Raw genomic sequence first — 13,224 nt, forward strand, 5'->3', positions numbered from 1 at the left:
CCCGCCCATTGGGCGGCCGCGGCGCCGTCGTCGCCGGCGACCTCGAGGCGGCGGTGGCCGGCGACGGCGCGATCGTCGTCTGCCTGTTCGACCACACGTCGGTGCACGGCGTGCTCGACCCGGTCGCCGCCGTCCTGCCCGGGCGCACCGTGATCAACCTGACCACCACGACGCCCAACGAGTCGCGCGAGCTCGCCGCCTGGGCCGCTGGCCACGGCATCACGTACCTCGACGGCGCGATCATGGCCGTCCCGGAGATGATCGGCGGCCCGGGTTCGGCGATCCTCTACAGCGGCTCGGCTGCCGCGTTCGACGAGCACCGCGCGCTGCTGGATCTGTGGGGGGCCAGCAGCTTCTTCGGCCCGGACGCCGGCCTCGCGTCGCTGCACGACATGGCGATGCTCGTCGGCATGTACACCATGTTCGCCGGGTTCCTGCACGGCGCGGCCATGGTCGGCGCCGAGGGCGTGCCGGCGGCCGAGTTCGCCGAGCAGCAGGCGCCCTTCCTGGCCGCCATGACCGGTCAGCTGGCCGGCTTCGCCGCGACCGTCGACGCCGGGGAGTACGCCGGTGAGGGCCAGCAGAGCCTGCGCTTCACCGAGACCGCGCTGGCAGCGCTCATACGGGCCACCAGCGACCAGGGCGTCCCGGTGGAGGTACTCCGGCCGGTGCACGACATCGTGCGGCGGCAGATCGCCGCGGGCCACGGTGGCGAGGGCACCGCCCGGATCTTCGAGGAACTGCGGAGCGCCCGATGAGCCGCCCGGACGCGCCGGCCCCCGTCACGGTGATCGGCCTCGGCCCGATGGGCCGGGCGATGGCCGCCACGCTGCTGCGGGCCGGGCACCCCGTCACCGTGTGGAACCGCACCCCGGACCGGGCCGGTGAGCTCGTCGCCGCCGGGGCCACGCCGGCCCGCACACCCGCTGACGCCGTCGAGGCCAGTGGCCTCACCGTCCTGAGCCTCACCGACTACCAGGCGATGTACGACATCCTCGGCCCGGTGGCCGGCGACGGACGGCGGCGCGGCGTCCTGGACGGCAGGACGCTGGTCAACCTCAGCTCCGACACGCCTGAGGAGTCCCGCCGCGCCGCGGCGTGGGCGGCGGCACGGGGCGCGGGCTTCGTCACCGGAGGCGTCATGGTCCCCGCCCCGATGGTCGGGACCCCCGGCGCCTACGTGTTCTACAGCGGTTCCCAGGCCGTGTTCGAGGCGCACGAACCGGTGCTGCGACGGATCGGCGAGCCGAGGTACCTCGGCGCTGACGCCGGGCTCGCCCAGCTGTTCTACCAGGCCAACCTCGACGTGTTCCTCACCGCCCTGTCGAGCCTGCTGCACGCCACGGCCCTGGTCGCCGCCGCGGGCGTGCCGCCCGCCGACTTCCTGCCCGGCGCCATGGGCATGCTCACCGGCATCCCCGCGATGGTCGGCGACGGCGTGGACCTGGCGCGGCAGTTGGAGGCCGGCGAGCATCCGGGCGACCTCAGCACCGCCCGCATGATGGGTGCCACCGCGGATCACATCCTGCGGACCAGCCGGCAGTCCGGCGTCGACGCGGCGTTGCCGGAGGCGGTGAAGTCCCACTACGACCGGGCGATCGCCGCCGGTCACGCCACCAGGAACTGGACGGCGCTGTACGAGGTGATCAAGGGCTGAGGGCCGGGACCGGCGCGGACGGGTGACCAGCCGCCGCGGTCACGCGAGGACCTCGCCGGACAGGTAACCGACGACGTCGGCCAGGTCGCCGGTCCGCGCGTACACCGCGCGCTGGCGTGCGGCGCCCGTGCCCTGCCGGTGCAGCCTTCCCATCAACTCGGTTGCGACGGCGAGGTCGCCGTGCCGGTCGAGCTGCGGGCGCACGATGCCGAACAGGCGGTGCAGGACCTGCCAGGCCGGCCGGTGCGTGCGTTCGACGGGGTCGAGCGCCGGCCCGTCGAGGCCGTCCCGGGCGGCCCGCCAGTGCGCGGCGACGAGCAGCGTGTGCGGTGCCGGCAGCGGCGGCTCGCCGGCCGCGACGGCTTCGAGCGCCGTGCCGACCATCGCGCGGACCAGGGCCGCCAGGAGGATGGTGTCGTCGACGGTGGGGCAGACGTCGCCGATGCGGACCTCAACGGTCGGCACGTGCGCCGACAAGCGGGAGTACCAGTACAGCATCCCCCGGTCGAGCATCGCGCCGGACTCGATCAGCTCGGCCACCAGGTCCTCGTAGTGCGGGTGGGAGAGCAGGTGCGGGGTCGGCCCGACGGTCGGCCACCGCGCCCACATCACCGACCGCCAGCTCGCGTAGCCGGTGTCCCGGCCGCGGTGGAACGGGGAGTTCGTGGTGACGGCGTGCAGGACCGGCAGCCAGGGGCGGAGATGGTTGAGGACCAGGACGCCGGTCTCCGCGTCGTCGATGCCGACGTGGACGTGCACCCCGTTGAGGCCGGGCCCGGGGGTGATGGCGCCGAACTGCTCGGCCATGCGCCGGTATCTCGGCTCGTCGGCGACCGCCGGTTCGGGGCTCTCGAAGGGTCCGCAGCCGATCGGCACCAGCGCCGCTCCGGCCCGGGCGGCGGCCCCGGCGACGGCGGCCCGCATCGCCGCCAGCGAGGCGCGCAGGTCGGACAGCTCGGTCGCGGGCCGGCTGCCGATCTCGATCTGGTTGCTCACGAACTCCCGCGCGACGTGGCCGGGCAGTTCGTCCGGCACCTGCTCGATGACCGCCTCGACGGCGGACACCGGCCGGCGGCTCTCGGGGTCGACGAGCAGGAACTCCTCCTCGACGCCGACGGTCAGCGGGTGCGACCCGGATCGGCCGGCACCGGCTGGTGTCCATTGTGTACGGCTCGGCGGGCCGTCGGCGTGAGCGTGCACAGCGATACGTCTCCCATCGATCGCGGCAACAAGCACAATACAACATACACCACGCGGACCCGCGCGAAGCCGGGTCCCGGCCGTGGTACGGCGCGCGGGTCGCATCGGTGGCCCTCGTCACACCCGCCAGAAACCACACCCGCCATGCGACAAGAATGCAACTCGGCTCACGCGCGGCGCTCGGGCGTCGCCGCCGGCAGGAACGGAGAGGACCGTGCACCGTCGCACCGGATCGCGTCGTCGGCGGGGGCCGGTCAGCATCGGACACAGCCTGGCCGGCGCCGTCGCCCTGGCCTGCTCGGCGAGCCTGAACCTGGCGGTGCCGCCGCCCCCGCCGGCTGCTGCACTGCCGGCCGTGGCCTGGAAGGACCAGGTCATCCTGACCGTCGAGCTGGCGAAGTACGCCGGCGACGGCGCCGACGCGGGCTTCACCGGCGACAACAGTGCCGGGTCCAACGACATCCAGCGGTACCAGTTCGCCCTGGACACCCCGGCCGGGCAGCCGCCCAGGTACCAGGGCTCCGGGATGTTCGGTGGCGACCTCGTCGGCTTCCGCGACCACGTCGGCCACATCAAGGAGCTGGGCGCGACCACGACCGTCATCTATCCGGTCATGGAGGCCGACCGGCAGGAGTTCCTGGGGTTCCTGCCGACCGGCTACGCCGTGCGGGACTTCCGGCGGCTCGACGCGAACTTCCGGACCGGCGGCCAGCCGGCCACCGACTTCTCGGCCTACACCGACCTCGTCGACGACCTGCACGACCCGGCGATCGGCGGCTACCGGGTCAACGTGCTGCAGGACCTGCCGATGGCCGGCACCGGCACCGAGCATGCGTGGTTCACCCCGGAGGCGGCGGCGGCCAACGTCGACCGCTACCGGCGGTGGGACCCGTCCGTCATCGCGAACAACAACGGCGCCGACGGCAGCGGGGCGACCACGTTCGCCGACTCGGTCGTCGTCGACATCGCCGGCACGTTCGACACCGACGCGTTCAGCTTCGCCGACGGCACCGGCGACGGAGACCTCGACGGCGTGGGCGGCAGTCTGCCCGCCGAGGGCGTCGGCGCCGCCTCGTACGGGGTGGTCGGCTACGACAGCTACCTCGGCTACCGGTACGGCCCGAAGCTCAACGGCCGCCCCAACGCCACCGCCGGCAGCGCGACGACCGCCAGGTCCTTCGGCTTTCCGGCTGCGCTGCGCCACAAGTACGGCACGCTCGGCGTCGCGGCGGCCGCGGTCGGCGGCGACCAGCAGGTCACGTTCCGGGTGACCTACGCCGACGCCACGACGACCGACACGACCCTGACCGTCCCCCGCTGGGACCCGGCCGGCGCCCCGGCCACCTACCTCGCCCGGTTTCCCGCGCGGCACACCCGCAGCGGGCCGGTGCAGGCGCCGGTGTACCTCTACAGCCTCCTGCTCGACACCGATCCGACGAAGGAGGTCGTCGAGGTGCGGTTGCTGCCGGGCGCCGGCGCGGCCCGGACCCGGGTCTTCGGCATCAGCGGCCTGCCGGTCACCGCGCCGGCGCGAGCGGACCTGTCCGCCTACTACAACGAGGACGGCATCGCGACGGAGGCCGCACCCGGCGACGGGGACCTCACCGGCAGCACGCTGCTGTTCCCCAAGGAGGGCCTGCTCCGCCCGCTCACCCCGGACGTCGTCGGTGTGTACCCGGCGACCAGCCCGACGACCCCGACCAACGCGAGGTTCGTGGTCGGCCCGGCCGCCCCGGGCCGCGACAACATGGTGCGGGCGGAAGGGCAGGCGGTGGACGTGGTCGACCAGCGGTACCACTACATCCGGCTCGCGGCGTTCGCCACTGGCGGCTCCGCCCGGCCGGCGACGTTCCGGGTGAACTACGCGGACGGCACGACCACCGACACCGTCGTCACGGTCAAGCCGATGACCGCCGCGGCCGACGCCGGCGACGTGCTCGTGCACCAGGGCGACCATGCGCTGCGGCGCACGGCGGGCGGGGCGTGGGTGCGGGACACCGGGGTCCGGCCGAAGGTGTGGGGCTACCAGCTGGCGGCCGACTGGGAGAAGACCGTCACGTCGATCACGCTGCCCGACGATGCCGACGTCCACGTCGTCGGCGTCAGTACCGTCGTCCTGCTCGACTCCGGCTACGGCATGCCGCTGCTCGACCACGCGGACGGGCGATCCACCGGTACCGGGACGTTCGGGGAGCTGGTCGGCACGATGCGGTTCTGGACGGGCCTGGGCGTCGACGGCCTGCGCATCGACTCGGCCCAGACCTACCGCCCGGCCGCGCTCGCCCAGGCCTGCGGCACCTACCGGGCGGTGGACGGCGCGGACCGGTGGCTGCTCGGCGAGGCGGCCGTCCGGGAGCCGGCCAGGTCGCACCCGCTCCAGCAGCCGTTGCCGTGGCAGCCGCGCCGGGAGGCGTACACCAACCCGTCGGGCGGCGTCGGCTTCACCGGGGTCTACGACTTCGAGACGGCCGACGCGCTGCGGGACACCTTCGGCCGGCAGGTGTCGGCCGTCGCCGATCCGGACTGGTCGCTGGTGCGCCGGTCGATCGAGTGGGACGGCCGGTACGAGGAGCCGTGGAACCAGGTGGCGTTCTTCGACGTCTACGAGAACCAGCCGTTCCTCGCGTACGCGGACGGTGCGACGTACGCCGAGAAGCTGCCCCGGATCCGGATGGCGGCCGCGTACCTGTTCGCGATCAACCGGATCCCGATGCTGTTCACCGGCGACGAGTACCTGGTGAACTACGGCGGCACGGAGCCGGCCGGCGCGGACTCCCGGCGGCCCGGCTACCTGTTCTCGCCCGCCGTCGCCGCCGACCCGACGTACCTGGACAACTTCGCGTACATGAAGGCGCTCGTCGCGATGCGCAAGGGTCAGCCGGCCCTGAGCTCGGCCGAGCGGATGACCGCAGACAGCTGGTTCCTGCAGCGCGACGACCTGTTCGGCTTCGTGCGCCGGGCGTCGACCGGCGAGCAGGTCGTGGCGGTGTTCAACAACTCGCCCGATCCGGTGGCGGGTTTCGACGCCCCGCTGCCGGCGGGCGTCACCGGCGGCGGCACGTTCAACTACGTCAGGCGGGCCGGTGCGACGTACGGCGCGGACGACCCGACGGTCTCGTTCCCGCGGCCGGGGACCCTGCGGATCTCGTCGATGGCGCCGTGGGAGGCGAAGATCGTCCAGATCGCCGGGTGACCAGCGCTCAGCCGAGCCCCAGGGCCACGAGCGCGGCGTCGGTGGCGAGGCGCCGACCGGCCTGGGTCAGCCAGTGGCGGGCGTCGGCCCGGGCCGCCTCGAGGCCGCCGGCCAGGGTGGCCAGCTCGGTCACGTCCGCGACGCCCGGCGGCAGCGTGGCCGCGAGCTGACCGACGACGAGGCGCACCGCGACCGTGGCTGCCCGCGCTGCGGCGAGCACGTGGCCGACCAGCTTCCCCTGCCGGGACTGCGGGTCGTACCGGCCCTCACCGGTGATCACGAGGTCCGCGCGGGTGAGCGCGGCCGGCAGCCCGGCCGCCTTGGCGACCACGTGGGCGCCGGACTCGAGCTCGGCGGACCACAGCGCCGACAGGCCGTAGGCGGTACCGCCCGCGGCACCGCAACCCGGGCGGTCCGGGTCGGCGCCGACCACGGTGGCCAGCCGGGCCAGGCCCAGTTCGAGCCGGGCGACCTCGTCGGCCGTGGCGCCCTTCTGCGGCCCGAACTGTGCGGCCGCGCCGAGCGGGCCGAGCAGCGGCGCGTTCACGTCGACGAGGCAGGTGACCCCGCCCGGCGGCGGCTCGATCGTCGGCGGCAGGACGGCCGCGAGCTGGGCCAGGCTGCTGCCGTCCGCGGGGAGCAGGCGCCCGCGGCGGTCGAGCAGCTCGGCGCCGAGGGCGGCCAGCGCGCCGGCCCCGCCGTCGGTGGTCGCCGATCCGCCGAGCGCCACGATGACGCGGTCGGTGCCGGGATGCTGGGTGGCCCCGCGCAGCAGCTCGCCGACGCCGAACGTGCTCGCGCCGAACGGGTCCGGCGCGCGCAGGAGGTGCGGGCCGGCGGCCATCGCCAGCTCGACGACCGCCGTGCCGTCCGGCCGCAGCAGCCACCCGGCCTCGACCGTCCGGCCGTCCGGGCCGCTCACCACCTGCGGGTGCCAGACCGCGGCCGGGCTGGCCGTCGCCAGCACCGCGGCGGTCCCCTCACCGCCGTCGGCGAGCGGGATTTCGATCAGCTCATCGTGCGGACGCACGCTGCGCCAGCCGTCGGCCAGCGCGCGGGCGGCGTCCTGGGCGGAGACGGTGCCCTTGAACGAGTCCGGTGCGAGAACGACCCGCATGTCATGTCTGCCGATTGCCAAGGTGATCCACGACTCGTATCGTACTGCAAACAACATACAACAACCAACAAAAGCCTCCTCAGGCGCCGGAGGGCGTGCATGAACCAACGCAACCTGATCCTGATCGCCGGCGCCGCCGCCGCGGCCGTCGTCGGCAGCACGATCGTGGCCCTGGCCGGCCAGTCGGCGAGCGCCGCGGCGACGACGATCGAGGACACCCGGGCCGGCACCGAGGCCGGGCAGGTGGAGTTCTCGGCGAACTGGCACAAGTGCACGACCACGTGCGAGAAGGCCGCCGACAAGAGCTACCGGTGGACCGACCGGCCGGGATCCGCCGCCACCGTGCGGTTCGAGGGCACCCGGATCACCCTGTTCGGGGTCAAGGAACCGTGGGCGTACATCGCCACCGTCTCCATCGACGGCGCCGCACCGGAGGACGTCGACTTCTACGCGAGCCCGGCCACCGCGAACGTTGTGCAGGTCTTCCAGTCGAAGCCCCTCGAGGAGGGGCCGCACACGCTCGTGCTGACCATGAGCGACCGGCGCAACCCGTCCTCCGCCGGCGGCAACGCGATCACCTTCGACCGCGCCGAGATCACCACCGGCGCCGTCCCGCCGCCGAGCGCGGGACCGTCGAGCTCCGCATCGCCCGAGCTGCGGCCGTCGGCATCGACGCCGACGAGCGCGGCGCCGCCGCCGGTCGGGAACCCGAAGCCCGGCGCCGCCCCGATCACCGGCAACCGTAGCGGACTGACCTGGGCCAGCGGGTACGGCGGGAACACCCAGACACAGCCGAAGTATGACGGCTTCGGCGCCACCCGGGGTCGGGCCCTCGACGTGGCGAAGGTGTTCCCCAACCGTGACAAGGGATGGGAGCTGCTCGTCGGCCCCGGGTCGTTCATCTACAGCAACTTCGCCGACTTCCCCGGACGGCTGGCGATCGCGGTGCCGCTGTACGAGAAGAGCGGCAACCTGGCCCAGTGCGCGGCCGGTCAGTACAACTCGTACTGGGCGACCTTCGGAGCCACGCTGGTCAGCAAGAACCGGGGCGACTCGATCATCCAGCTCGGCTGGGAGTTCAATGCCGGTCACTACTGGCACGGAACCAACACTCAGCAGTGGATCCAGTGCTTCCGCAACGCGTACACCGCGATCAAGTCGAAGGCACCGAACGCGATCATCGACTGGACGATGAACGGACACGGCGTCGATCCGGGCATCTGCGGAAACAGCGCATGGAACTGCTACCCCGGCGACGCGTATGTCGACAGCGTCGGTATTCACGACTACGACCACTACCCGGCCGCGCCGACGGCCGCGGCGTTCGAGGCCCGGGCGAACGCGTCGCACGGCCTCAACACGGTGTACAGGTTCGCGGTGGAGCACAACAAGTGGATGACCGTGCTGGAATGGGGTGTCAACAGCGAACCGTCGAAGCCCGGTGGCCGGGACAACCCGCTGTACATCCAGATGCAGTACGACTGGTTCGCCGCCCACGACGTCCAAAGCGGCGGCAAGCTGATCGCTGAGGCGTACTTCGACGACGACTGCCCACGCGACACAGTCAACGTGCGCTCCACACTCAGCGCCAGCTGCGGCAACGGGAAGAGCGCCGCGCTGTACAACTCGCTCTACTGAGAGCCTGCGACGGGGCCCCGGGCGGCCGCCCGGGCCCCATCGGTCTGCGGCGGGTCAGGCGCGCTTCGTGCAGACCTGCTGGGAGGGCGCGTAGGTCTCCCCGTCGACCACGGCCCACACCTGGTAGCAGTAGTCCTGCGCCGTGTTGAGCCCCTGCATGGTCAGCTTCGTGGTGCCCGGTTCGAGGACCTTCTGCACCGTCACCGCCGCCCCGCGCGGCCCGCCCAGCACCGCGAACTGCACCGCCCCCGCGGTCGGATCGGTCCAGGAAAGCGTGATCGCGACGCCCTCGTCGACGAGCTTGACGTCACCGGGCGCGCCCTCGGTAGTCGACCGTAGTGCGCCGGCACCGCTCGGCAGGACTCCGTCCGGGGGCCGCGTCTGCGGCGCCGCCTTCGGCGACGGCGACTGGGTCTGGCGATCGCCGCCGAGCACGGCGTACGCGCCGGCCGCGCACAGCGCGACGACGGCCGCGACCCCGGCGCTGATCATCCAGACACGGCGGGGGCGGCGTGGCTCGGGCCAGTCGGAGCCGTCAGCGAACGGGCTGAAGCCCGCGTCGTACGCGTCGCCGCCGCGCGGCTCGTCGGTGGTCTCGAACTCGTACGCCGGCTCCGGCCGCGGGTAGCTCCCGAGCGGACCCGTCGTCCGGGGCGGTATCGGGAATCCCAGCACCTCGGCGTGCGCCGGAACATCATGACCCGGCGTGCCGGAGTCGGGCCACACCGGCGCACCAGCGTCGAGGTCGTCGATCGGCGCGGCGCTCGTCCAGTGGTGTACCACGCGTCCCTCCTGGGTCGGGTCGTCGAGTCCTGGCGATCGCGTCAGGATTTCGGACGGGGTGTCGATGCCGGACGCCGGATCGCCCGCCTCGGGCGGCGCCACGTGGTGCCGCAGTCCGATCGGGGCCGGCGACACCGGGGTGCCGCCGCCCGCCCGGTGTCGCAGGATCGCAGCGAACATGCCGGCGTCGGGATGGCGCTCGGCCGCGTTCCTGCGCAGGGCGCGGTCCAGTTCCAGTTGCAGCCACGACGGGACGTCCGGCCGCGGTACCAGGGGTGCGTGTTCGAGTTCGGACGGCGGTCGTCCGGTCAGCAGATACCACATCGTCGAGGCGAGCCCGTACAGGTCGGCGGCGGGTGAGTATCCGTCGCCGTCGAGCACCTCGGGGGCGAGGTGGTGCACGGCCGTCGGGTCCTGGTGCTCCGCCGTGGGGTCCGACCAGGCCCGTGCGACGGGGAAGTCGGCCAGTGCCGGGTTGAAGGCGACGGACAGGATGTTGGACGGCTTGACCGCGCCGTGGACGAGGCCCGCGTCGTGGGCGGTCTGCAGCGCGTCGGCGATCGCCTCGCCGACCTCGATGACGGCCTCGACCGGCAGCGGCCCGTCCGTCTCCAGGATCCGCGCGTAGGAGCCCGCGCTGCTGTGTTCCATCACGACGTACGGCAGGCCGGCGTCCGTCACGCCGGTGTCGAGGATTCGCACCAGGTGCGGGTGGCTGCCGGAGAGCAGCACCGTCGTCTCCAGTTCCCGTTCGTAGCCGGTGCCCGCCTGTTCGGCGGCGTCGACGTGCAGCACCTTGATGGCCACGTCGCGGTTGGGTCTGCGCTGTTGCCCGTGGTACACCGTGGAGCGCGCGCCCCGGCCGATCAGCGTCAGGTTCTGGTAGCCGGGAATTTCCGGAGCGGGTGGCATTGAGGTCATGGTCGCGTCCGTTCGGATGCGGGGAGGCCGATGCGGGGATGCCAGAGTATCGGAAACGACACAGTTAATACTTCATCGTAGCGCGTCAGGGCGTTGCCATGGTGAGGTGTGTCGTATGACGCACAGCCGGATCGCCGCTGGCACCGACGACCTCGCCGCGCTCACCGAACTCGCCCAGGCACTGCTCGCACCGGCCGTCGAACGGCTCAGCCGCGGTTACGCGAGGCTCGTCGCCGCCTTCGCGCGACAGCCCGCCGCGGTCCCGCACGAGCGGCACCGGGCGCTGGCCGGCGCCGTGGAGCGACAAGCCGAGGCGGCGATGCGGGCATTGGTCCTGCGGTCGTACCCCGGGCACGCGGTCGTCGGCGACACCGTCGGCACCGCGGAACCGGACGCCTGCACGTGGGTCCTCGACGCGGTCGACGGCACCGGCGCGATGATCCGCACGGCCCGTGCGGAGGCCCTCGGCGCGACGCTGCCCGACCCGGCGCCCGCATTCGCCGTCACCGTCGCCGTCCTGTGCGGCGACCGGTCCGTCGTCGGCGTCGTCGGGCAGCTGCGCCCGCACGCCGGAGGACTCGCCGTGGCGCGGGTCTGGACGGGTGCCTTGGGCCGGCACACCACATGCGACACTGCGCCGGTGTTCCCCGGCTCGGCCGCCGGTGTTGCCGCGGCGACGCTGGCGAGCACCGCGCCCGAGGTCATGTTCGGAACACCCCGGGCGTGGGCGACGTTCCAGGCGCTGCGCGACCGCAGCGCGGCGCACGTCGCCGACCAGAACTGCATCGGCTTCCTGCGCCTGCTCGGCGCGGGCGTCGAACTGGCCGTCGAGCGCGACCTCGATCTCTCCGACGCCGCCGCGTTGATCCCGATCCTGCAGGGCGCCGGCATCGTGGTCACCGACCACGACGGGCACCCGGTGCGATTCGAGCCGGCGGCCCGCGCCGGCGAGTACGCGTTGCTCGCCGCCACCCCGGCCCTGCACGCCGAGGCCCTCGCGGTGCTGCGAGCCGGCCTGGGAGACGACGAGAACGACTTCCGCTTCCAGCTCGGCCTGCACCAGGAGTACACCCGCAAGTTTCGCGGTGATGAGTGAGGCTTGCCTACGAACGGTTGGTGCACACCTGTTCCGACCGGGCGTAGTCCTCGGTGCCGAGGATGGCGACGACCTGGAAGCAGTAGTCCTGGCGGGGATCCAGGCCGTCCAGGACCAGCTTCGTACTGCCCGGCCGGAGCAGCCGCCGCACCGTCGCCTCTGCCCCGCGCGGGCCACCCAGCACCGCGAACTGCGCGGCACCACCTGCCCGGTCCGTCCAGGTGATGGTGATCGTCGCGCCCCCGTCGGCCAGTCGAACGTCGCCGGGCGCGCCGCGTTGCGCCGACGGAGTGCCGCTCGGTGGCGGTCCGGTCGCCGGAACGGAGGCGTCCGCCGTGACGGACGCCGTGCCGCTCGGAGCTGGGCTGGCCGCCGGGTTGGCAGCCGTGGCAGATGAGCCTGGACCGGCCGCCTGGACGGAGGCATCCGCCGTCACGGACGCCGTCGGCGCCGCCCCCTGGTCGGTGGAGCCGTCGAACACGCCACTGACGACGAGCGCCATGGCGACCATCGCGACGACGGCCCCGACGACCAGCGGCCATGTGCGCCGCTGCGCCGGTCGCTCGTCCCACGCGGCGGCACCGTCGAACGCCGGGTCCGGCAGCCGGTCGTCGCGCCGCCGGGCCGGCTCGCCGCCGTCCGCCGGCCGGTGCGGGGCGGCCGGCGTCGCCGGCGCGACCGGTATCGGCGCAGCGACCGGTATCGGCGGGAACTCGGGCTGGTCCTCCTCCGGCGCCGCGGTCGTGGCGGTGGCCGGGCGGGCCGCAGCCGGTTCAGCGAACCTGTTGCCGGACCGCGCCGTCATCCCGCCCAACCGTTCGCGCAGCGCCTCGACGAACTGCGTAGCGTTCTCGTGCCGCCCGCCCGGCTCCTTCGCCATCGCCCGCACGAGCTCGCGCTGCAACCACAGCGGCACGTCACGCCGCGGCACCGGGGGAGCCTGCTGCGTACGGATCAGGTCGGCCACGTCCGCCGGACTGCGCAGCTCCGCGTCCGGCGCGCCGAACGGCGGCCAGCCGGCCAGCAGGTGCCACAGCGTCGCCGCCAGGCCGTAGAGGTCCGTGGCGGGCCCGACCGGCGCACCGGACAGCGCCTCCGGCGCCGTGTGGTGCAACGTCATCGGGTCCATGGTGAACGGGTCCCGGCCGGGCGCGGCCCGAGCGAAGGCGAAGTCGGTCAACGCCGGGCCGGCCTCGGCGAACAGGATGTTGGACGGTTTCACGCCACCGTGCACGACGCCGGCGTCGTGCACGAGCACCAGGGCCTCGGCGACCTGCGTCCCGATCTCGACGGCGTCGTCGATCCGCAGTGGACCGCGACGGCTCAGCTCGTCCAGGTAGGAGCCGTCACGGCAGTACTCGGTGACCACGAACCGCCGGCCGTCCGGGGTGGTGCCGACATCGAGGACGGGGTGGATCGACGGATGGGCGGGCAGCGCCACCGGATCGTCCGGATCACCGTCCGTCACGGCCAGTACCTTGACCGCGACGAGCCGGTCGGCCCGCACGTGCTCGGCGCGCAGCAGCACCGAACCGGCGCCCTGCCCGACGACGGTGAGTCCGCGGTAGCCCGGGATCTCGATCGCGCCTTCCCCTTCGAGCATCGTCACTCCGGCACGC

The 13,224-nt window shown here is 73.4% G+C and carries 9 protein-coding genes; 5 read left to right on the forward strand and 4 right to left on the reverse strand.

The genetic code is table 11. The features are described from left to right. Both ABZS66_RS42210 and ABZS66_RS42215 read left to right on the forward strand, forming a co-directional pair. On the forward strand, nucleotides 1-758 hold a 758-nt coding region (locus ABZS66_RS42210), incomplete at its 5' end, for an NAD(P)-binding domain-containing protein (protein WP_354768012.1). Then, nucleotides 755-1,657, forward strand: coding sequence for an NAD(P)-binding domain-containing protein (locus ABZS66_RS42215; RefSeq protein WP_354768014.1), 903 nt, complete (start codon nucleotides 755-757; stop codon nucleotides 1,655-1,657). The genes ABZS66_RS42210 and ABZS66_RS42215, both read left to right, overlap by 4 nt. Before the next feature lie 39 nt (nucleotides 1,658-1,696). On the opposite strand, the gene ABZS66_RS42220 is transcribed toward ABZS66_RS42215, so the two are convergent. After that, nucleotides 1,697-2,857, reverse strand: a complete 1,161-nt coding sequence (locus ABZS66_RS42220) for a glutamate--cysteine ligase (protein WP_354768015.1) — start codon at nucleotides 2,855-2,857, stop codon at nucleotides 1,697-1,699. Between the two features lie 214 nt (nucleotides 2,858-3,071). Between ABZS66_RS42220 and ABZS66_RS42225 the strand changes: the two genes are divergently transcribed. After that, on the forward strand, nucleotides 3,072-6,050 hold the full coding sequence (locus ABZS66_RS42225) for a hypothetical protein (protein WP_354768017.1): 2,979 nt from the start codon (nucleotides 3,072-3,074) through the stop codon (nucleotides 6,048-6,050). A 7-nt stretch (nucleotides 6,051-6,057) separates the two neighbouring features. On the opposite strand, the gene ABZS66_RS42230 is transcribed toward ABZS66_RS42225, so the two are convergent. Further along, a complete protein-coding gene (locus ABZS66_RS42230) occupies nucleotides 6,058-7,167 on the reverse strand; it encodes a glycerate kinase (protein WP_354768019.1) in 1,110 nt (369 codons plus the stop codon). 99 nt (nucleotides 7,168-7,266) lie between these two features. Between ABZS66_RS42230 and ABZS66_RS42235 the strand changes: the two genes are divergently transcribed. Further along, a complete protein-coding gene (locus tag ABZS66_RS42235) occupies nucleotides 7,267-8,805 on the forward strand; it encodes a hypothetical protein (protein ID WP_354768021.1) in 1,539 nt (512 codons plus the stop codon). 54 nt (nucleotides 8,806-8,859) lie between these two features. Here the strand turns inward: ABZS66_RS42235 and ABZS66_RS42240 are convergent, their stop codons facing one another. After that, on the reverse strand, nucleotides 8,860-10,500 hold the full coding sequence (locus ABZS66_RS42240; protein WP_354768023.1) for a serine/threonine-protein kinase: 1,641 nt from the start codon (nucleotides 10,498-10,500) through the stop codon (nucleotides 8,860-8,862). A gap of 124 nt (nucleotides 10,501-10,624) precedes the next feature. Between ABZS66_RS42240 and ABZS66_RS42245 the strand changes: the two genes are divergently transcribed. Then, complete coding sequence (locus ABZS66_RS42245) at nucleotides 10,625-11,605, forward strand: inositol monophosphatase family protein (protein WP_354768025.1); 981 nt, start codon at nucleotides 10,625-10,627, stop codon at nucleotides 11,603-11,605. A gap of 7 nt (nucleotides 11,606-11,612) precedes the next feature. Here the strand turns inward: ABZS66_RS42245 and ABZS66_RS42250 are convergent, their stop codons facing one another. Beyond that, entirely contained in the window at nucleotides 11,613-13,208 is a 1,596-nt protein-coding gene (locus ABZS66_RS42250; RefSeq protein WP_354768026.1) for a protein kinase, read from the reverse strand. Nucleotides 13,209-13,224 lie beyond the last annotated feature (16 nt).

This window comes from Dactylosporangium sp. NPDC005572 (assembly GCF_040605515.1).
Lineage (GTDB): Bacteria > Actinomycetota > Actinomycetes > Mycobacteriales > Micromonosporaceae > Dactylosporangium.

Coding starts and splice junctions, on each gene's coding strand:
- ABZS66_RS42215 (WP_354768014.1), top strand. CDS start 755: ATGAGCCGCCCGGACGCGCCGGCCCCCGTCACGGTGATCGGCCTCGGC.
- ABZS66_RS42230 (WP_354768019.1), bottom strand. CDS start 7,167: ATGCGGGTCGTTCTCGCACCGGACTCGTTCAAGGGCACCGTCTCCGCC.
- ABZS66_RS42235 (WP_354768021.1), top strand. CDS start 7,267: ATGAACCAACGCAACCTGATCCTGATCGCCGGCGCCGCCGCCGCGGCC.
- ABZS66_RS42240 (WP_354768023.1), bottom strand. CDS start 10,500: ATGCCACCCGCTCCGGAAATTCCCGGCTACCAGAACCTGACGCTGATC.
- ABZS66_RS42245 (WP_354768025.1), top strand. CDS start 10,625: ATGACGCACAGCCGGATCGCCGCTGGCACCGACGACCTCGCCGCGCTC.
- ABZS66_RS42250 (WP_354768026.1), bottom strand. CDS start 13,208: ATGCTCGAAGGGGAAGGCGCGATCGAGATCCCGGGCTACCGCGGACTC.